The organism is Clostridium amazonense, assembly GCF_056431285.1.
In genome coordinates this window covers 219,661-239,791 of the sequence record NZ_JBWKMH010000024.1, presented here as the reverse complement: position 1 = coordinate 239,791, position 20,131 = coordinate 219,661, and the positions used below count along the sequence as shown (strand labels likewise).

Annotated in this window: 22 protein-coding genes; 20 read left to right on the top strand and 2 right to left on the bottom strand. The window is 24.8% G+C overall.

Going from position 1 to position 20,131, the window contains the following annotated elements; genetic code table 11:
- Positions 1-126 precede the first annotated feature (126 nt).
- The 18 genes from AC07E4_RS10490 to AC07E4_RS10405 all read left to right on the top strand — a co-directional run bounded on the left by AC07E4_RS10490 (position 127) and on the right by AC07E4_RS10405 (position 17,041).
- Entirely contained in the window at positions 127-960 is an 834-nt protein-coding gene (locus AC07E4_RS10490; protein ID WP_478216350.1) for a transporter substrate-binding domain-containing protein, read from the top strand.
- Positions 961-970: 10 nt separating this feature from the next.
- Positions 971-1,636, top strand: a complete 666-nt coding sequence (locus AC07E4_RS10485) for an amino acid ABC transporter permease (protein ID WP_040328836.1) — start codon at positions 971-973, stop codon at positions 1,634-1,636.
- A 15-nt stretch (positions 1,637-1,651) separates the two neighbouring features.
- A complete protein-coding gene (locus AC07E4_RS10480) occupies positions 1,652-2,383 on the top strand; it encodes an amino acid ABC transporter ATP-binding protein (protein ID WP_040328838.1) in 732 nt (243 codons plus the stop codon).
- 267 nt (positions 2,384-2,650) lie between these two features.
- Positions 2,651-3,943, top strand: a complete 1,293-nt coding sequence (locus AC07E4_RS10475; protein ID WP_040328840.1) for an NCS2 family permease — start codon at positions 2,651-2,653, stop codon at positions 3,941-3,943.
- A gap of 158 nt (positions 3,944-4,101) precedes the next feature.
- A complete protein-coding gene (locus AC07E4_RS10470) occupies positions 4,102-4,749 on the top strand; it encodes a Dph6-related ATP pyrophosphatase (RefSeq protein WP_040328841.1) in 648 nt (215 codons plus the stop codon).
- Between the two features lie 202 nt (positions 4,750-4,951).
- Positions 4,952-6,145, top strand: a complete 1,194-nt coding sequence (locus AC07E4_RS10465) for a pyridoxal phosphate-dependent aminotransferase (protein ID WP_478216349.1) — start codon at positions 4,952-4,954, stop codon at positions 6,143-6,145.
- Positions 6,146-6,419: 274 nt separating this feature from the next.
- Complete coding sequence (locus AC07E4_RS10460) at positions 6,420-7,166, top strand: flagellar motor protein (protein WP_040328845.1); 747 nt, start codon at positions 6,420-6,422, stop codon at positions 7,164-7,166.
- 33 nt (positions 7,167-7,199) lie between these two features.
- Positions 7,200-7,955, top strand: a complete 756-nt coding sequence (locus tag AC07E4_RS10455; RefSeq protein WP_040328846.1) for an OmpA/MotB family protein — start codon at positions 7,200-7,202, stop codon at positions 7,953-7,955.
- A gap of 107 nt (positions 7,956-8,062) precedes the next feature.
- Positions 8,063-8,785: a hypothetical protein gene (locus AC07E4_RS10450; RefSeq protein ID WP_040328847.1), complete on the top strand. Its 723-nt coding sequence runs from the start codon at positions 8,063-8,065 to the stop codon at positions 8,783-8,785.
- A 130-nt stretch (positions 8,786-8,915) separates the two neighbouring features.
- Positions 8,916-9,740, top strand: coding sequence for a DUF1186 domain-containing protein (locus AC07E4_RS10445; RefSeq protein ID WP_478216348.1), 825 nt, complete (start codon positions 8,916-8,918; stop codon positions 9,738-9,740).
- Positions 9,741-9,824: 84 nt separating this feature from the next.
- A complete protein-coding gene (locus AC07E4_RS10440; protein ID WP_478216347.1) occupies positions 9,825-10,553 on the top strand; it encodes a DUF4829 domain-containing protein in 729 nt (242 codons plus the stop codon).
- 123 nt (positions 10,554-10,676) lie between these two features.
- Positions 10,677-11,723, top strand: coding sequence for a MerR family transcriptional regulator (locus AC07E4_RS10435; protein ID WP_478216346.1), 1,047 nt, complete (start codon positions 10,677-10,679; stop codon positions 11,721-11,723).
- A gap of 79 nt (positions 11,724-11,802) precedes the next feature.
- Positions 11,803-12,348, top strand: coding sequence for a GNAT family N-acetyltransferase (locus AC07E4_RS10430; RefSeq protein WP_430829304.1), 546 nt, complete (start codon positions 11,803-11,805; stop codon positions 12,346-12,348).
- A 39-nt stretch (positions 12,349-12,387) separates the two neighbouring features.
- Positions 12,388-13,134 carry a DUF5694 domain-containing protein gene (locus tag AC07E4_RS10425; RefSeq protein WP_430829302.1) on the top strand — a complete coding sequence of 249 codons (747 nt, stop codon included), beginning with the start codon at positions 12,388-12,390 and terminating at the stop codon, positions 13,132-13,134.
- Positions 13,135-13,165: 31 nt separating this feature from the next.
- The gene (locus AC07E4_RS10420) at positions 13,166-13,699 is read left to right on the top strand and encodes a hypothetical protein (RefSeq protein WP_478216345.1); all 534 of its coding nucleotides are present in this window, start codon (positions 13,166-13,168) and stop codon (positions 13,697-13,699) included.
- 19 nt (positions 13,700-13,718) lie between these two features.
- Positions 13,719-14,060 (top strand): SdpI family protein, encoded by a 342-nt coding sequence (locus tag AC07E4_RS10415; RefSeq protein ID WP_478216344.1) that lies wholly within the window; start codon positions 13,719-13,721, stop codon positions 14,058-14,060.
- Positions 14,061-14,128: 68 nt separating this feature from the next.
- Entirely contained in the window at positions 14,129-14,665 is a 537-nt protein-coding gene (locus AC07E4_RS10410; RefSeq protein WP_040328853.1) for a GNAT family N-acetyltransferase, read from the top strand.
- A 330-nt stretch (positions 14,666-14,995) separates the two neighbouring features.
- A complete protein-coding gene (locus tag AC07E4_RS10405) occupies positions 14,996-17,041 on the top strand; it encodes a methyl-accepting chemotaxis protein (protein ID WP_478216343.1) in 2,046 nt (681 codons plus the stop codon).
- A 58-nt stretch (positions 17,042-17,099) separates the two neighbouring features.
- Here AC07E4_RS10405 and AC07E4_RS10400 read toward each other — a convergent pair whose 3' ends face one another.
- A complete protein-coding gene (locus AC07E4_RS10400; RefSeq protein WP_430829528.1) occupies positions 17,100-17,351 on the bottom strand; it encodes a DUF1294 domain-containing protein in 252 nt (83 codons plus the stop codon).
- Between the two features lie 589 nt (positions 17,352-17,940).
- On the opposite strand from AC07E4_RS10400, the gene AC07E4_RS10395 reads away from it, so the two are divergent.
- Both AC07E4_RS10395 and AC07E4_RS10390 read left to right on the top strand, forming a co-directional pair.
- Positions 17,941-18,816, top strand: coding sequence for a response regulator (locus tag AC07E4_RS10395; RefSeq protein WP_040328856.1), 876 nt, complete (start codon positions 17,941-17,943; stop codon positions 18,814-18,816).
- On the top strand, positions 18,798-19,265 hold the full coding sequence (locus tag AC07E4_RS10390) for a chemotaxis protein CheX (protein WP_430829298.1): 468 nt from the start codon (positions 18,798-18,800) through the stop codon (positions 19,263-19,265). Before AC07E4_RS10395 ends, AC07E4_RS10390 begins: the two co-directional genes overlap by 19 nt.
- 32 nt (positions 19,266-19,297) lie before the next feature.
- Here AC07E4_RS10390 and AC07E4_RS10385 read toward each other — a convergent pair whose 3' ends face one another.
- On the bottom strand, positions 19,298-19,969 hold the full coding sequence (locus tag AC07E4_RS10385; RefSeq protein ID WP_478216342.1) for a class I SAM-dependent methyltransferase: 672 nt from the start codon (positions 19,967-19,969) through the stop codon (positions 19,298-19,300).
- Positions 19,970-20,131 lie beyond the last annotated feature (162 nt).

Sequence of the window (20,131 nt, the reverse complement as noted above, 5' to 3'; positions counted from 1 at the left end):
TGCAGTTTAATAGTTTTATATATTAAAGAGAATTAAAATTTTTTATGAATAAATTATTACATATTAGATAATTTAATTACAAAATTATTTTATATATAAATTTATAATAATAGGGGGAATGTTAAAATGAAATTTAAAAGTAAACGATTAATTGCTTTAGTAGCAACATTAATTGTAGGTGCAAGTATTTTTGTAGGATGTGGAAGTAAAGCAAATAATAGTAAGGATGATACTAAAGCTACATCACAAGAAGTTAAAAACCATAAAATTATAGTTGGAGTGTCAACAGAATATTTTCCTTGGTGTTTTAAAGAAAATGATGAATCTAAAGGATTTGAAGTTGATGTTTGGAATGAAATAGGGAAAAGAGCAGGATATGAAATAGAATTTCAAACTGCCAAATTTAGTGGATTAATGGGCATGCTAGATGCAGGAAAAGTAGATACAGTAGCGCATCAAATGTCTACTACACCTGAAAGAAAAGAAAAATATGATTTTAGTGAAACATATGCATATAGCAAATATAAATTTATAATACCTAAAGATAGTAATATAACAAAAGTTGAAGAATTAAAAGGCAAAAAAGTTGGTTGTGTTTTAGGGGGAAATGGAGAAAAAACAATAAAAGAGCTAAATGAAAAAGAAAATCTAGAATTGGAAATAGTACCTTTTGATGGTGTACCTATGGAAAAGGATATAGAAGCAGGAAGAATAGATGCTGGGTGGTTATCAGAAGTTAAAGCAAAAACTACTATAGAGCAAGGTAAATTAAATTTAAAAGTGGCAGACATAAATACAGGTGTATATGAAATAAATCAATATCCTTTTAGAAAAGAAGAAGCAAGTAAGGAAATTATAGAAAATGTAAATAAAGCTATAAAAGAAATGCATGAGGATGGCAAATTTACTGAACTATCAAACAAGTGGTTTGGATTAGATACTACTAAAGAAAGTAATTAAGGTGGTTTATATGCCTACATTTGATTTTAAATTTGCAATGGATTTAATTCCTTTAATGTTAAAATATTTAATGGTAACTTTAAAAATATCATTTTTTTCTTTAGTTTTTGCATTAATTATAGGTACAATAATAGCATTAATAGTAGATTCAAAAGTACCTATACTTTGTCAAATAGCAAAAATATATGTATCTTTTTTTAGAGGAACACCATTAATTGCACAATTGTTTTTTATATATTTTGGATTAATTCAGCTAATACCAGGATTGAAAGGGTTAAGTGCAATTACATCTGCTATAATTGTTCTTAGTTTAAATGCTGCAGCATATTGTTCTGAGAGCTTTAGAGGCGCTATAAAATCTATTGATAAAGGGCAAATGGAAGCAGCATATGCTTTTGGAATGACATATTTTCAAGCTATGAGAAGAATAATACTTCCTCAAGCTATAAAAGTTGCAATTCCAACACTTGCTAATGTTTTTGCAGATATAATAAAAGGTTCTTCATTAGCATTTACTATAGGAGTAACTGAAATAATGGCAACAGCTCAATCAGAAGCAGCAGCAAAATACAAGTTTTTAGAAGCATTTACTTGTGTAATTCTAGTTTATTGGGCATTAAGTGGAATTGTTGGATTTATTCAAAATAAACTAGAAAAGTCACTAAATATAACTTAATAAGGAGTATTTATTATGTTAAAAATAATTAATTTGAGTAAAAGCTTTGGAGAAAATAAAGTATTAAATAATATAAACCTAGAAATAAAAAAAGGTGAAGTAATAGCAGTTATTGGACCTTCTGGAACAGGAAAATCCACATTGTTAAGGTGTATAAATTTCCTTGAAGAGGCTGAAAAAGGATGTTTGAAATTTGGTGAATTGAATATAGATTTATCTTCAGCTCATAAAAAAGATATATTAAGTATAAGAAAAAGAACAGCTATGGTGTTTCAAAATTATAATTTATTTAAAAATAAAACTGCAATACAAAATGTTATGGAACCTTTAATTACTGTAAAAAAGGTTAGTAAAGATAGAGCAAAAGAAACAGCATTGGAAAATTTAAAAAAAGTAGGATTAGAAGATAAAAAGGATTGTTATCCATGTAAATTATCTGGTGGTCAGCAGCAAAGAGTAGCTATAGCAAGAGCATTAGCTGTAGAGCCAGAAATAATACTTATGGATGAGCCAACATCTGCATTAGATCCTGAACTTGTTGGTGAAGTTTTAGATGTTATTAGAAATTTAGCTAAAACTCAAATTACTATGATTATAGTAACTCATGAAATGAACTTTGCAAAAGATGTAGCAGATAGAATAATATTTATGGAAAATGGTTCAATAGTTGAGATCAGTAACTCTAAAGAATTATTTAATGAAAATAAAAACAGTAGGATAAACAAGTTTATTAAACAAGTTAAATAGAAACACGTCTATTTAAATTTTAATTTACAATGTATTTTACATATTTAAGTTATATAAAATAAGCTTTAAATTTGGTTTATAACTAAATTTAAAGCTTGTTTTTCTATTTTATAAGTATAAATATAGATTTTAAAAATAAATATATCTACGTTATAGCATATAAAAAATAAAAAAAAGTTTAAAATGTTCGTAAAAACTATTGGGTAATTTAAATTTTTGTGTTATTATAATAAACGTGTTCAAAAAAATGTCGAAAAGAGTGATAGCATGGAAAAATATTTTAATCTTAAAGAAAATAACACAGATGTAAAAACGGAAATAATAGCAGGAATAACAACGTTTATGACAATGGCATATATTCTAATTGTTAATCCGTCTATTTTATCAGCAGCAGGAATGGATTCAGGAGCAGTATTTACTGCAACAGCATTATCAGCTGTAATAGCAACATTAATAATGGGACTTTATGCAAAGCTTCCATTTGCTCAAGCACCAGGTATGGGATTAAATGCATTCTTTGCATTTACAATAGTAAAAACAATGGGATATTCTTATCAATTTGCATTAACTGCAGTACTTTTAGAAGGTATTATATTCATATTTTTAACACTTTTTAATGTTCGTGAAGCAATAGTAGATTCTATTCCAGAAAATATAAAAAAGGGAATATCAGTAGGTATTGGGTTATTAATAGCATTAATAGGACTTGAAGGTGCCGGTATAGTAACTCATCCAGATGGAGGAGGAACAATAGTTGCACTTGGTAATATAATTTCAGGACCAGGACTTTTAGCCATAATAGGAATATTAGTAACATCAATATTATTAAGTAAAAATGTAAAAGGTGCACTTTTTATAGGAATGCTTGCTACAGCATTAATAGGAATTCCTATGGGAATTACAGAAATGCCAACTAAATTATTTAGTATGCCACCATCAATTAAATCTTCATTTTTTACTTTTGAATGGCATAATATATTTAGTTTTGATATGGTTATTGTTTTATTTACATTATTATTTATGGATATGTTTGATACTATAGGAACTTTAGTGGGTGTTGCTACAAAAGCAAAAATGCTTGATAAAGATGGAAAAGTTCCTAATATTAAAAAGGCACTTTTTGCAGATGCAATAGGAACAACATTAGGAGCATGTATAGGTACAAGTACTGTTAGTACATTTGTTGAAAGTGCATCAGGTGTTGCAGAAGGTGGAAGAACGGGACTTACAGCAGTTTCTACAGCAGTAATGTTTTTCTTGGCATTATTCTTATCACCAATATTTTCAGTAATAACTCCAGCAGTAACAGCTTCAGCATTAGTGCTTGTTGGATTATTTATGATAGAACCTATAAAAGAAATTGAATTAAATGATTATACAGAAGCAATACCAGCATTCTTAACTATTATAATGATGCCATTTTCATATTCAATATCAGATGGTATAGTTTTTGGAATAATATCTTACATAGTATTAAAAGTTTGTTCAGGAAAATATAAAGATATAAGCATAACAACAATTATAATAGGAATAATATTTATTTTGAAATTTTTAATATAAAGAATAAAGTTTATTTTAAAAAGTGAAGTAATTTTAAATTGCTTTGCTTTTTATTATATAAAATATTATTTGTATTTAAATATTTATGATAGTCTAATATAATAAAATATATATTAATTAGTGAATGAGCTATATTTTAGAAAGGATAAGTTGATTTTATGAAAAAAAAATTTGTTATGTCATATAGTTGTGGAAAAGATAGTACGTTAGCTCTTTATAGAATGATAAAAGAAGGGCATGAACCAGTAGGTCTTTTGGTAACTGTAGATGAGGAATTAAATAGAAGTTGGTTTCATGGAATAGAACAAAGGATATTAAATGATATATCAAAATCATTAAATATACCATTAATAATGATGAAATGTAATGGTGAAAATTATGAAAAATTATTTGAAGAAGTTCTTGAAAATTCTAAAAATAGTGGTGCAGACAGCTGTGTTTTTGGTGATATTGATATAGAAAATCACAGAAAATGGTGTAGTGATAGATGTAAAAATAGTAAACTTGAAGCGATTTTTCCATTGTGGCAAGAAAATAGAGAAAAAGTAACATATGAATTTATAGATAGTGGATTTAAAGCTATACTTAAAAATATTAATCTTGATTATTTAAATGAAGAGTTTTTAGGTAAAACTTTAACAAAAGAATTAGTAAAAGATATAAAAGAAACTGGTGCAGATCCATGTGGAGAAAATGGAGAGTATCATACTTTTGTTTTTGATGGTCCTATATTTAGTTTTCCTATAGAATTTAAAACTTATGGAAATATATTAAAAGATAAATATGGTTATTTAGATGTTCGTTAAATAATGTATAAATATACATTAAAAATGGGAAAATTAATAGCATTAAGTAGAAAAATAAAGAATCCAGTATTGAATGTAATTTATTTTATGGTTATTATTAGAATTGTAACGATTACATAGATGACAGATTTAAAAACATGTTATAAAATAGTATAGTAATTTACAAAGGTGAAAATCTTGTATTAACGTAGGAGGAATAATAATGAGAATATCAAAAAGAATAAAAAATGTTCCAGCATCTACTATAATGGAATTATTAACTTACTCAGCAGAGGCTAAAAAAAGTGGTAAAAAAGTTTATCATTTAAATATAGGTCAACCAGATATAAAAACACCAGACGGATTTTTCGATGCAGTTAAAAACTACAAAGAAGACGTTTTAGAATATGCATTATCAGAAGGTCTTCCAGAATTAATAGAAGCAATACAAAACTACTACAAAGGTTATGATATAAATTTCAATAAGGATGAAATATTAATAGTAAATGGTGGTAGTGAAGCATTATTATTTGCAATGTTAACTATATGCAATGAAGGAGATAATATATTAGTACCAGAGCCATTCTATTCAAACTACAATAGTTTTGCAAATGCTGTAGGTGTTACTATAAGACCAGTTACAACATATGCTGAAAATGGTTTCCATTTACCATCAAAAGAAGAAATAGTATCTAGAATAGATAAAAATACTACAGCTATACTTTTATCTAATCCAGGAAATCCAAGTGGGGTTGTTTACACTAAAGAAGAAATTGAAATGATTAGTGAAATAGCTAAAGAAAATGATTTATGGATAATAGCTGATGAAGTTTACAGAGAATTTGTATATGAAGGAGAATATACAAGCTTTGGAAATATTAAAGAAGTAGAAGATAGAGTTATAATAGTAGATAGTGTTTCTAAGAGATATAGTGCTTGTGGAGCTAGAATAGGTTCTATAGCTTCTAAAAATAAAGAAGTTATGACAGAACTTTTAAAATTATGTCAAGCAAGATTATCAGTTCCAACATTAGAGCAAGTGGGTGCTATTGAGCTTTACAAAACTCCAACATCTTATTTAACAGAAGTTAATGAAGAATATAGAGAAAGAAGAGACGTACTTTATAATGAACTTGTAAAAGTTCCAGGAGTAATATGTAAAAAACCTACAGGAGCATTTTACATAATGGCGAAATTACCAGTAAAAAGTGCAGATGATTTCGTAAAATGGTTATTAAGAGAATTTGAAATAGATGGTCAAACAGTAATGCCTTGTCCAGCAGAAGGATTCTATGGTACAGAGGGACTTGGAAAAGATGAAATAAGACTTGCATATGTATTAGATAAAGAAACTTTAGCTGATGCAGCAAGAATATTAAAAGAAGGCTTAACTGAGTATTTAAAATTAAATAAATAATAAATTTTAAAAATCCCAAATAAACATTAGTTTATTTGGGATTTTTTTATGTAAACTAATAATTTAATATAGATATTTAGTAATAAAAAGGCTAAGTATAAACATAAGAATTAAACTAATTATTATGTTTATATAGAGGTTAAAAATAAGTTAAAACTGTGTTAAGTATAATGACTTATTTTTATGATGGTATCATAATCAGATTATAAATTAAATATAATATGTTTAATTACAAAGTTGTAAAAAAATATCAAGAGTAAAGGTTGTGATAATAATGGATGTAAGTGTTATATTGAGTTTATTAATTGGCATTTTATCTTTAATTGTAGCATTTGTTTTAGAAGGAGGAGCATTAGGATCATTGCTACAACCAACAGCAGCTTTAATTGTATTTGGTGGAACTATTGGTGCTATTGGAATATCATTTCCACCATCAGCTATAAAAAAAATTTTAAGAACAATAAAAGATTTGCTTAAAGTAAAAAAGAACAATAAAAAAGAATTGATTGAATTATTAAAGGAAATGTCGGCTAAAGCTAGATTAGATGGCATGCTTAGCTTAGAATCATATTTAACAAGAACAGATATAGACAAGTTTTTAATAAAGGGTCTTCAATTAGCAATAGATGGTGTACAACCAGAAGTTGTAAGAACTTCTTTAGAAAATATAAATGAAAATATTTCAGAAGGTAGATTAGAACAAGCAGAAATTTTTGAAGCAGCAGGTGGATTTGCACCTACCATGGGAATTATAGGAACTGTTATGGGGCTTGTACAAGTACTAGGGAACTTATCAAACCCAAATGAATTAGGTCCTAAAATTGCAGTTGCATTTATTGCAACACTTTATGGAGTAGCATCTGCTAACTTATTATGGATACCAATAGCAAATAGAATAAAATATATTGATAAGTTAGAGTCATTGGAAAAAGAAATTATTACAGAAGGTGTAATTCTAATTCAAGAAGGTGTAAATCCAAATTCATTAGAAACTCAACTACAAGGTTTTTTAAATGATTAATAATAATAATATTATTATAGAAGTGGTGATATTATGAGAAAAAAGAAAAAAGGTAAAAAGAAAGAAAGTGGAGAAAGATGGCTTTTAACATACTCTGATTTAATAACGTTACTTATGATATTTTTTGTTATTATGTATTCTTCAAGTAGCATAAATGCACAAAAATATAAAGCAATGTCAAATTCTTTTCAGTCTGTATTTGGCGGTGGAACAAATGTAATAGGTGAAGGTGGAAATGGAAGTGGAAATAGTGACGTTGATGAAAAAAATCAAGAGCCTAATGTAATTAATACAGAACTTGTAGAAAGTAAGAAACTCGAAAATATAAAATCAGAAGTTGATAATTTGATAAATGAATCAGATTTAAAAGAACACATAACTACATCTATTGAAGATAAAGGTCTTATCATTAGTTTTAAAGATAGTATGTTTTTTGAAAGTGGAAAAGCAGATATAACAGATTCTATGAAGGAACAACTAGATAAGGTGTCAAAATTATTAAATAAAATGAATAATTATATAAGAGTAGAGGGTCATACAGATAATATACCAATAAAGAATAATGATTTTTCATCAAATTGGAAACTTTCAGTGCTACGTGCATCTAATGTTGTAGAATATTTAATTGATAGTAATAAAATTTCTCCAGATAGAATTTCAGCAGTAGGATATGGAGAATATAGACCAATTTCAAGCAATGAAGGTGAAAGCGGAAGAAGCAAAAATAGAAGAGTAGATATTGTAATATTAAATTCAAAATTTGAAAACACAGAAAATAATTCGAAATAGTATGTTGTAAGTGCTTAAAATTTAAGCACCAAAATATAACTTAAAAATATAATAGTATAAAGTAGTATAAATTTTTATGCTAAATTTTCATTAAGGTGAGATATTTTATGAAAGATAAAGTAATAAAAATTTTATTTATTATACTTGCTATTTGCACATTGAATTATATAACAATTTTTGCAGAAGAAAATTTGTCTAAGTTTTTAAATTATGAGCAGGATATCCTTATAATTGGAAAAGTAATAAAAGTTTATGAGAATTCTATAGAGGTAAATGTAACAACTCAAATTACAAATAAGAAGATACCTAAAGGCACTGATATAGAAAAATTAAAAGTAAGTAACACTATAAAAATAGAAAATATAAAAGAGTATGATTTATTTAAAGGAAGCAAATCTAAAAAAGATAAAATATTAGAAAATGATATAATATTAGCATCTTTAAATAAAAAAGGTGATAATTTTATTTCAGCTAATGGTATTTACCTTGTGGATTCTATGAATTATGCAAATTTAAATGTATTATACTTAAAAGATAATAAAGATTATAGGAAAACTGCACTTATTATAAAGGAATTTATTAATAGCAATGGGGCTAAGAAAAGATTTAAGTCAGATGAAAAAAATGTTTATTACAATGGTAAAGTTATTAATGATAGTAGAATCGACTACAAAATAGAACATATGCTAAATTTAAAAGAAAATAAAGATGTTATTAAAAATGAAAAAGACAATATTGCTAATATAAGTAATAATGAAGCTTTAAAAATAATAATTGGAATATCTTTTTTAGTTTTAATTATATTAATAATAAATTATTTGCGAAAATAGAACTAAGACATTAAAAGTGGTACTTAATAATATTTAATACCACTTTTAATGTTTTCTTAATAAATATTGTTAAATTAAGTATATATATATGAGTATAAGTTAAATATATTTATTAAGGAGATGATAAGTAATGAAAACAGTACAAGAAATAATGAATAGTATTGAATATAATGAGGGGGAGTGCCCTCGAAAGGAAATTGAAGAACTTGCAATAAGAGAAGATGAATCCAGAAACTTTCTTATAGAGTATTTGAAAAATTTTAAATCAAATTATGAAAATTACATAGAAAATAGTCATTATTGGGGACATATATATGCTACATACTTACTAGCACAGTTTAAGGAAAAAATTCTTTTTAATATATATTTAGATTTGATAAAATTACCCGAAAAAATTTCTTTTAATTTATATGGTGATACATTAGTAGAAGATTCAGCTAAAATATTAGCAAGTGTATATGATGGTCAATTAAAAGATATAAAAAAAGCAATAGAAGATACAAAGATAAATTCTATGGCAAGAAGTGAATGTGCACATCTTTTAGTAATACTTACTTTAAATAATAAATTAAATAGAACTGAAATAGTTGAATATTTCAAATTACTTTTAGAGAAAAAGTTAAAAGATCGAAACATATATGTTATTACTGCTGTAATTAAAGGGTTAATGGATTTATATCCAGATAATAGTTTGGAAGTTATAAAGATGTGTTTTGCAAATGAAGAGGTAGATGAGTTTTTAGTATCTTTAAAAGAGGTAGATGATACTTTGAAATTAGATAAAGAAGAAGTGTTAGATAGAAGCAAAGGAAAAAAAGAAAATTCTATGATTACAAATGCTGCTAAAATAATAAGTTCATGGGCCAGCTTTAAAGATGATGAACCTTTAAATATGGAGGAAATATTAAAAATATGTAATCAATCTATTTTTAAGGAAAATTTCAAAATTGATTAAGTAAAGTGTACAAATTTTAATTAAAAAAGTCTCTACAAAAGTAAATATTAAAAAATCAAATTTATTAGATGAGGGGTAGAAAAGATGAGAAAAGGAAGGTTACTAATAATAATTACTATTTTATTAGCAATGACTTCAATGATAGGTTGTGCAAAAGTTACTATAGAAAAAGATAATAGTGACAAAAATGAAAATGATAAAAAAGTGGAGATAAGTGTAAAAGAAACAAAAAAGGATGATGAAAGATCACAATCTATTAATAAGATTAAAAATGACAATGATGTTATAAAAAACACTGGTGAAAATTCAAATAATAATACAACTAAAAATCAATATGAGTTAGAATACAAAAATGGAGAAAGAACATTTAAATCAGAAGTTGTACCATATGAAGAAAGTGAGAAAGTCATTTTAGATGCATTAAAAGTAGAGATAAGTGATGAATATGATAAATTTAAAGATATATATGTACAAAATGATATATATCTAAATTACCCTAAACTATACAAAGAAAACTTAGAAAAAGGTAAGTATACTGAAAAAATAGTGATTCATAGTTTAAAAGTTTTAAGTAAGGATGAATACTCTAAAAATGAAAATGAAAAAACGTATTATGATTATATGGATAGGCTAGAAACTCTAAATCCAAAAGAATTTAAAATTGTAGAAGTTAAATATACTAATAAACTTTCAGAAAAACAAGATAGTATAGCACAATTTCCTAGTGGAACTTACACAAGATATTATGTTGTGGTGAAGGAAAATGAAAAATCTAACTTTAAAATATTTGATATTTATGGTCACTTAAAATAGAAATAGATTATAAAAGGTGTAGTTAATTAATAAAACTACACCTTTTAATTTTATAAATAATATATTATGTTGACATTCGCCTAAGGCTAACGGTTAAAATGGTTAGTGAGAGGTGATAAGAAAATGAACAATAATTATAACATTAGTGAAATTGCTAAAATGTTTAATATAACAACTAACAAAATTAGATATTATGAAAAAAAAGGGTTATTAAATCTTATAAGAAATGAGGACAATGAATATAGAAAATTTAATAATGAAGATATAATTAAACTTCAATCAATACTTTTATATAGGTCAGTTGGTTTGTCTATTAAAGAAATAAAAGATATTTTAAAGAATAGTAGTACAAGTAACTTTTTAAATCATTTTAATAATCAGTGGGAAATAGTTAATAATGAAATTCAAAGATTAACGGTAATTAGAAGTGCTTTAGAAAAAGTCTTAGACAATTTATATGAAGAAGAAATTTTAAATGCCAAAGTAGACATACAAACAGTAATAGAAAATGCAAATAATATAAATTATGTTAAAAATAATTGGAGTGATAAATGGAACTTTGATAATTGGGCTAAAACTTATGATATTTCTGTATTAGAAAATAGAGGTGCTATAAAAATATATGAAAATTATGAGATGATTTTAGAAAAAGTTTATAAATTAGCTATTGAAAATGAGAAAGAGGACTGTGCTATATTAGAAATAGGAGTAGGAACAGCAAATTTAAGTGGAAAATTTTTAGAAAATAATTATGATATAGTAGGAATAGATCAATCTAGAGAAATGCTTAATATAGCTAAATCAAAATATCCTAAATTAAAAGTTAGATTAGGAGAATTTTTAAAAATTCCATATGGTGACAAAAGCTTTGATGTTATAGTGTCAACTTATGCTTTTCATCATTTAAATGAAGAGGAAAAAATAATAGCTATAGATGAGATGATGAGAGTTTTAAAAGATAATGGGAAAATAATTATAGGGGATTTAATGTTTAAAAATAAAAGTGAGGAAGAAAAACTATTAGAGACATTAAATGAAGAAGAAATATATGAAATAAAAGATGAATACTATTCTTATGTAGATACTTTAGAAATACATTTTAAAAAGTTTAATAAAAAATTAAGATATAAGAAAATAGATAGATTTATGTATGTAATTGAAATTATTTAATTTTAGGGTTAATTAACAAGCTTTTATTTAATTTTAATATAAAGAAAATTTTTAATATTTTTATGGGGAGTAAATATTTATGAATAATTTAATTTTAAGAGATAGGAATTTAAAAGATATTGATGATTATATAGATTGGTATACGGTAAATACAGAGTGGAAAGATTATGATGCACCATGGGAAAAAGATGAAGAAATTAATTTAGAAAAAATAAAACAATGCATAATAAAAGAAGTACAAAATCCACCTAAGATAAAAACACATTTTGAAATAGAATCTAAAGAAGGAAAACATATTGGAAGAGTTAGTTCATATTATATAAATGGTGATAAAGAAAAATTAGCTGTAGGCATTGATATAATTAACAAAGAAAATAGGGGAAAAGGATTAGGATATGAAGCGTTATTAAAGTTTATAAAATATATTTTGAGTAATATTACAAATGAAGTGTATACTGAAACTTGGTCTGGAAATGAAAGAATGATAAAATTAGCATTAAAACTTGGATTTAAAGAAATTAATAGAGATGTTGACTTGTTAAAGGTAAATGGAAAATATTATGATAGTATAACTTTTAAGCTTGATAATAATATTTTCAATTATTTGTATAATATTGTAATATAATGTATAATACTTTAAAAAGCAAAAATAGGGGGAAAATTTATGAAATCTCAAATACTTATATTAGGCACTTATCATTTTGGATCACAAGGAGAACATCTTATTAATCATGAAAAACAAGATATTTTAAGTGAGAAAAAGCAACAAGAAGTTACTGAATTAATTGATAAGTTAATAAGATTTAAACCAAATAAAATAGCTGTAGAGTTAAATAAAAATGAAGAAGAAAAATTAAATGAAATATATAAATATTATTTAAGTGACGATAAGCTAATAGATAACAATTTAATAAATGAAAGAAGTGAAGTATTTCAAATTGCATTTAAGATGGCTAAGTTATTAAAACATCAATTAATATACCCATTAAATTATCCAGTAGATTTACCAGATGAATTTTTAGAATATAGCAAAGAAAATGACAAAGTAAGTTATGAAAACATTGTTGGTGGACTCGATGAATTAGCTAAAAATGAAAAGTGTGTTATGGAGGAAGGTTCTATATTAACTATATTTAAGATGCTTAATAATATTAATAGAATAGAAAGAGGACATAGTAAATTTTATTTAGAGGCAGTAAAAATTGGAGCAGGATATAATTACTGTGGAGTTAAATTTATTACGGAGTGGTATAGAAGAAATCTCTATATTTTTGGAAATTTACAAAATATAGCTAAGGAAAATGATAGATTACTAGTTATATATGGTGCAGATCATTGTAAAATTTTAAGAAACCTTATAAATGATTATGAAGAATTTCAATTAGTAGATGCAACAACATATTTAAGTTAACATTATAACTTTGAATATGGAGGAATATAATATGAAATATTTTCATGGTAGTTTGATGAAAAATTTAAGAAATTTAAGTCCTAAAAATGATTTTGTATATGTTACAACTAATGAAGTTATAGCAACTTTTTATATGATAAAAAATAATTTTTATACTTATGGATTTAAAGAATATAGTGATACACCTATATATACAGAATATTATAATAATGCTTTATATGATATATATAAAGGAAAAACAGGATACCTATATGAATGTTATAATGTAGGATTTAAAGTTAATCCTCAAAATATAAAATATACTTTTGTTAGTGAAGGAAATATACCTATAAATAAAGTAGAGAAAATAGAAGATATATATGAAGAACTTTTGGAGTATGAAAACAAAGGGAAATTAATAATAGAAAGATATTCAGAATTAAGTGGAGAAAAACTTAAAAATATTAGCAATATAATTATAAATGAAATTAGAAATGAAAATTTAATAAATAAAAATGATAGTTATTCAAATTTTATAAAGTCAAAATTTCAACAAGAGTGGAATATAGTTTTAAATAACTATTAAATAGGGGAGTTGAAATATTTTGGAAAAATTTTTTTGGATAATAGATCTACTTATACCATTGAGTATGATAGTTATTGGTATATCATATAAAAATAATTATCCCAAAGAAATAAACAATTTTCATGGATATAGAACTTCACTTTCAATTAAATCAAAGGAAACATGGATTTATGAACATAAAAGAGCATCTAAAATATATTTTATATTAGGTGTAATTTTATGTGTAGTCATTGTTATTATTAAACTTATAAAGCCTATATCAGAAGAATATTTAAGTCTTATTAATGTGTTTTTAGGAATAGTATTTTTAATTATTCCAATACCAATAATAGAAAATGAACTTAAAAATAAGTTTAAATAAATTAAAAGAATTATAGAGGGAGGGTAAATTAAGATAACTCAGAATATCTTAATATGTATGTATAAGTTATGTTAAAATTGATGGGGGAAAATATATATCTAGGAGCACTTGAAAAAGAAGATTGTAGAAAATTATATGAGGATTTTGAATATGACTATGGAAATATGGTAGAGCCATTAAATATTGGAAAGTCAGTTTCTAATTCTGATTTATGGTTTGATGAAATTCAAAAATGTCAAGGTAAGGAACATGTGAGAATTGGAGTTTTTCTTTTAGATGGAACGATTATAGGAGATATAGCTTTACAAGATATAGATTGGAGAAATAGAGTGTGCTCTATTGGGTTAGGATTCTCTAAACTAGAATATAGAGGGAAAGGATATGGTAGTGAAGCCATAAAACTTATTTTAAATTATGGATTTAAGCATATTGGAATGGAAAGAGTAACTGCTGACACACTTGAACAAAATAAATCAGCTCAAAAATGTTTAGAAAAGAATGGATTTAAATTAGAGGGAATAGAGAGAAAAGCTGTTTATTTCTTAGGAAAACGATGGGATAGATTAAATTATTCAATTTTAATTGAAGAATTTAATGAAAAATAAAATTTAATAAAGTAGATATGTGAGCAAACTACACTAGTTTAAATGTAGTTTGTTTTTTTATATAAAAACTAAGAATATGAGTATTGAATAAAATATTTTCCAGGAAATAGAAATAAAAAATATAAAAAACATTACAAAAGAATATTTAGTTGTATTTGTAAATAGAAGTTTTTAAAAGATTCGACATAATTAATATTTCAGAATAGGAAAAGTGTATATATGTTAACAAATACTTCATAAAGTTTTAATTATATTATATAAAGTTTGAAAATAATGAATACGATAATAAATTTAAAATAAACAATAAATTTTAGAAAGAAGGTAAGTAAAGTGAACATTAAATTTTTGAGAAAGCCTTTAAAATCTAGTATTCAAGGAAGAATTTCTTTTACAGTAGGAATAATTCTTATATTTACTACAGTTATGCTTACTTTAGTGTCTAGTAAATTAAGTGAAAAAGCTATAGAAAAATCAACTATAGACAACTTTATTTCTAATGCTAAGGGAACATCGGAAAGTATTCAAGGAATAATAGAAAAAGAACAAAATGGGTTGTTGATATATCAAAATGATGATGATATAGATACATTATTGAAAATGTCAGCAGAAGGTAAAAATAATACATCTGAGTTTAAAACTTTACAACAAAAAATAACTACAAAGATGGAAGAATATAATTCAAAAAAGGAAAAAGTTCAAAGAACTCATATTATAGATATAAATGGAAATATAATAGCTAGTTCGTCTCCAGATTCTATAGGAACATCGTTTTCAGATAGAGCATACTTTAAAAGAACTAAAGAAACTAAAGCTCCATCAATTATAGATACTACTAAATCAAAAGTAACAGGAAATTTAGTAACAGGAGCAACATTACCTCTTTTTGAAAAAGGTACAGATAAAGTTATTGGTATTACTACTATTTCTATAGAAGTAGAGGATTTTGGAAATAGTATAAATCAATTTGAACAAGAAAATTTTTATAATTATATATTAGATACTAATGGAAATGTAGTTTATCACCACAATAAAGAATTAGTAGCAGAACCATATGGTGTTCAGGAATTAGAGGAGATTGTAAAATCATCAGAACTGAATGATGGAATAGTTGAATATACATATGAAGGTTCTAAACTTATGGCTGCATATTCTAAAGTTAATGGACTAAATTGGGTTGTTTTTTCAGGGGGTAAAACTAGTGATATAATGGCACCAGTTAAATCAATAAATGTTAAGATAATTGTAGTATCAGCATTATTTGTACTATTAGGACTTATTATAATTGTGATTTTAAGTAAAGTAATAGCTAAACCAATAAAGGAAATTACAGCCATTGTAGATAAAGTTGCAAATGGAGATTTAAGCTCAAAATCTGAAAATATAAAATCAAATGATGAAATTGGACAATTATCTATAAATGTAAATAAAATGATTGATAACTTGGGAGGGCTTATAGGAAATGTTTTAGAGGCTGTTAATAAAATAGATCAATCATCAAGTAATTTAAGTGCTGTTACTGAAGAAGTTGCTGCATCAAATTTAGAAATTAAAAATTCTATGCAAGAGATATCAGAGGGAACAATATCACAAGCAGAAGATGTTAATGATACTAATGAAAAAACAAAAGAACTTGGAGAAAGAATAGAAGTTTTAAGTTTAAAAAATAACAATATGGAACAAAGTAGTGGAAATATAATTTGTGCTATAAAGGATAGTAATGAAAAAGTTACATTCTTAAAAGAATCAGGAATACAATCAGTTAAAAGTTTTACAGCAGTACAAGAAACAGTAGAGAAACTTATAGATGAAATGAAAAATATTTCATCCATGGTTTTATCTATAAATGGAATATCAGAGCAAACTAATTTGTTAGCATTAAATGCATCAATTGAAGCTGCAAGAGCAGGTGAAGCAGGTAAAGGATTTGCTGTAGTTGCAGATGAAATACGAAGTCTTTCTGAACAAACAGGGGAAGCAACAAAAGATATTCAAAATATAATAAATGGAATAGATGCAATAGTAGATAAAACTAAGATTTCTATAGATGAATCCTATGAAGTTAATAATAAACAATCATTAGCATTTGATGAGATGGAAGAATCTATTAGTAAAATGAGTGAAGTTTTAGAATCAATGATAGTAATAACAAAAGAAATAAATTCTGAAATTTATACTATAGGAAATAATAAAGAAGAAGTTAGCAATTCTATAGAAAAGGTATCTTTAGTGTCACAACAAGTTGCTACATTATCAGAAGAAGTTACATCATCAGCTGAAGAACAATTACAAGCTTTTGAAGTAGTTACATCTAATGCAGAAGAATTAATTGTACTCTCTGAAGCATTAAAAGAAGCGTTAAAAGCTTTTAAAATGTAAAAACATTAGAAAATAAACCAATAATAAATTTTTATTATTGGTTTATTTTAAAAAACATTTAATTTGAAATAAAAACAAAAAGTAATATTAAATGAATTATCAATATTAATGGAACACCAATATAAAATTTAGGATGTTTTGTTTTATGTCTAAATAAATACATACTCAAAAGCATACCAATACATCCACCTAGTAAAGCAAAAGTTATAAGGGAAGATTCACGTACTCTCCATTTTTTATTAATAGCTTTTCTTTTATCTATTAACATAATAAAAAAAGAAATAATATTGATAAAAAGAATATATAACATAAGGTATTTAATCATAAAGTTACTCCTTTATATAATGTATTGAAATATATATAATTATATCAAATAAAAGTAAAAAGTTTATAACATTAACTAAAATTCTCAAGTGGGTCTAAGTATTTAAATGAAGTATTACAACTTAAATTTTAAGATTATAAGGTTTCAACCTAATATTTTAGTTTTATATATTGATTAATTCATAATTTTAATATGTAATTTTAAGCAGTATTTTAATTAATAATATAAAATTAGAAGTAAATCTTAAAATTGTAGATCCAATTAATTTAAAACTATGGTTGGTAAGAATAATTTTTAATTGTAAATTAATTCTAAATATTATACTGATCATAAACTATAGTTTTGTAATTAATATTTGATAAAAGGATTATTTTGAAATTGAAAACCTATATATAGAAAATTAAAAAGATTTGAATAATGTTAAAAAATGTTGAAATTTGTTGAAAAAAATAGAAATATTAAATATAATATTAATAGATAAAATATAAAACATTATGTAGTAATAAAAACTGTATAGTTTAAAAACTGTAAATTTAGTATAATATTAATAATAAGTTGAAGGGATAGATATATTATGAAAGATATTAAAATATTAATCGTTGATGATTCACCTTTTCAAATTGCTTTATTAAGCGATACGCTAGTAGAAAATGGTTTTAATGTAGTTGGAGATGCACAATCTTTAAAAGAGGTTATTGAAAAAACTAATGAATTAAAACCAGATTTAGTGACTATGGATATGACACTTCCTGGAACAGATGGATTTGAATGTACTAAAGCAATACATGATATTGATAGTAATATTAAGGTTATAATTGTTAGTTCAATGATGGATGATGAACTTATAAAAAAAGCTAAGAATAATAATATATCTGGTTATATTCAAAAGCCTGTGGATTCAGAAGAATTATCATTACTTATAAATAGGGTGGTAGCAGATGAAGACTTATATTTAGAACTAGATAAAATATATGTTGAAGTTTTTAAAGAAGCTATGCTTAATATATTTAATAGATTAACTAAAACAATTCCTGAATTTAAAAATGAATGTAATATTGATAAAGGTAGAGAAATTGAAGGTATTTCAATAATTATGGGTATTATAGGAAAGTACTCAGGAAGAGTAATTTTCGATATGTCATTTAAAACGGCAGAAAATTTTGTGAAAGAACTTTTGAGAAGAGATCCAAAGGATGAAGAAGAAATACTTAATGTTATATCAGAAGTAGTAAATATGTTTGCAGGAAATGCATGTTCTATTATAAATAAAAGAAATAAAATATTTGGGTTAAGAGTTGCTCCACCAACAACACTTCATGGAGAATCAATTAATATATCAAAAGCAAAATTAGAAAGTAATTATTCAGCAGATATAGAAACCAAATTTGGGGAGTTTTCTATAAATATAGGCTTTAAGAGAGGTGAAAGTACGTGGATGTCAAATATATAAATCAATTTTTACAAGCATTTGCTAATATTATTCCGCAGTTAGGTTTAGGCGATGTTAATAAAAAAGGAATTAGTTTAAAGGGTAGATTTATAGAAAGCCCTGGAGTAGTAGTAATAATTGGACTTATTGGAGATATTAAAGGAAATGTTATATATGGAATGAGCATAGAGGATGCTAAGAAAATTGCTTCTAGAATGATGATGGGTATGGAAGTTGCTAACTTTGATGAGTTAGCTCAAAGTGCAATTTCAGAACTTATTAACATGTTAACTGCAAATGTAGCAACAAATTTTGCAAATGAAAATATAAACATAGATATATCTACTCCAACATTAATACAAGGAAGCTTTACATCAAATGCTAGTTCAGATAAAGTTATTTGTGTTGAAATGGGTGTAAGTGATGCTACAATAGAAGTTAATATTTCTTTAGAAAATGAAAAAAAATAACATGAAAATAGATAGCTAATAATGTTGGCTATCTATTTTTTATTAAATAGAAGAAAAAGTCTATTAAACTGATTAAATTCATCAAAATAAATTTCTTTAAAATTTACAATGGAAAAATAGTTTTCGATTAGACTTGTCCATTCTGATGTATCTAAATTTCTTAAGTAAATACCTTCTTTTTCAATGTATAAATTGTCATTTAATAATGTTAATCCATATTCATTTAACTTTTTATCATTTAAGTATGGATTAAGTTTTATTAAAATTTTACCATTAGGCTTTGTTATTTTATTGATATAGTTCATAATTTTATCACAATCATTAATAGTTACATTGTCTAAAATATTAGATAATATGCAACCATCAATAGAGTTTTCATTTAAAGTGCTTAAATAACTTAAATCATCACATTTAAGACTAAATTTGTGCTTTAAATGATTATATGTAGCTGCTTTGCTTGATAATAGTATTGCTTCATTGGATATATCGATACCAATACATTTTTCTATATTACTATGTATAGCACATTTTAAAAGCATAGTACCACTTCCACAACCATAATCTAAAATTACTTTTGAGTCAGTAGTTAAAAATTTAATAGCAGCTTCAATATCATTTTGCATAATAATATTTTCTATTTTTTGAGGAACTTTATTATGGAATATATTATTCCAAAATGAAATAGTAGATGAATAGTTACACATAAATAACCTCCATAAAACTTAATAAATACATTCTAATTAGGACTTGTTTTCTTATAGAATAAATTACTTATATTAAGAAAGCAATATTAAAAACAATTTATTAACAAAACATTATAAATATTGAAAAAATATAATTGTGTGGTAATATTAATAATATGGAAA

Excerpts from the sequence above, each read along its gene's own strand:
- AC07E4_RS10490 (WP_478216350.1), top strand. The coding sequence starts at position 127 with ATGAAATTTAAAAGTAAACGATTAATTGCTTTAGTAGCAACATTAATT.
- AC07E4_RS10460 (WP_040328845.1), top strand. The coding sequence starts at position 6,420 with ATGGATGTAAGTGTTATATTGAGTTTATTAATTGGCATTTTATCTTTA.
- AC07E4_RS10425 (WP_430829302.1), top strand. The coding sequence starts at position 12,388 with ATGAAATCTCAAATACTTATATTAGGCACTTATCATTTTGGATCACAA.
- AC07E4_RS10400 (WP_430829528.1), bottom strand. The coding sequence starts at position 17,351 with ATGTTATATATTCTTTTTATCAATATTATTTCTTTTTTTATTATGTTA.
- AC07E4_RS10440 (WP_478216347.1), top strand. The coding sequence starts at position 9,825 with ATGAGAAAAGGAAGGTTACTAATAATAATTACTATTTTATTAGCAATG.
- AC07E4_RS10485 (WP_040328836.1), top strand. The coding sequence starts at position 971 with ATGCCTACATTTGATTTTAAATTTGCAATGGATTTAATTCCTTTAATG.
- AC07E4_RS10465 (WP_478216349.1), top strand. The coding sequence starts at position 4,952 with ATGAGAATATCAAAAAGAATAAAAAATGTTCCAGCATCTACTATAATG.
- AC07E4_RS10395 (WP_040328856.1), top strand. The coding sequence starts at position 17,941 with ATGAAAGATATTAAAATATTAATCGTTGATGATTCACCTTTTCAAATT.
- AC07E4_RS10410 (WP_040328853.1), top strand. The coding sequence starts at position 14,129 with ATGTTAAAATTGATGGGGGAAAATATATATCTAGGAGCACTTGAAAAA.
- AC07E4_RS10455 (WP_040328846.1), top strand. The coding sequence starts at position 7,200 with ATGAGAAAAAAGAAAAAAGGTAAAAAGAAAGAAAGTGGAGAAAGATGG.
- AC07E4_RS10470 (WP_040328841.1), top strand. The coding sequence starts at position 4,102 with ATGAAAAAAAAATTTGTTATGTCATATAGTTGTGGAAAAGATAGTACG.
- AC07E4_RS10430 (WP_430829304.1), top strand. The coding sequence starts at position 11,803 with ATGAATAATTTAATTTTAAGAGATAGGAATTTAAAAGATATTGATGAT.
- AC07E4_RS10420 (WP_478216345.1), top strand. The coding sequence starts at position 13,166 with ATGAAATATTTTCATGGTAGTTTGATGAAAAATTTAAGAAATTTAAGT.
- AC07E4_RS10450 (WP_040328847.1), top strand. The coding sequence starts at position 8,063 with ATGAAAGATAAAGTAATAAAAATTTTATTTATTATACTTGCTATTTGC.
- AC07E4_RS10385 (WP_478216342.1), bottom strand. The coding sequence starts at position 19,969 with ATGTGTAACTATTCATCTACTATTTCATTTTGGAATAATATATTCCAT.
- AC07E4_RS10480 (WP_040328838.1), top strand. The coding sequence starts at position 1,652 with ATGTTAAAAATAATTAATTTGAGTAAAAGCTTTGGAGAAAATAAAGTA.
- AC07E4_RS10445 (WP_478216348.1), top strand. The coding sequence starts at position 8,916 with ATGAAAACAGTACAAGAAATAATGAATAGTATTGAATATAATGAGGGG.
- AC07E4_RS10435 (WP_478216346.1), top strand. The coding sequence starts at position 10,677 with ATGAACAATAATTATAACATTAGTGAAATTGCTAAAATGTTTAATATA.
- AC07E4_RS10475 (WP_040328840.1), top strand. The coding sequence starts at position 2,651 with ATGGAAAAATATTTTAATCTTAAAGAAAATAACACAGATGTAAAAACG.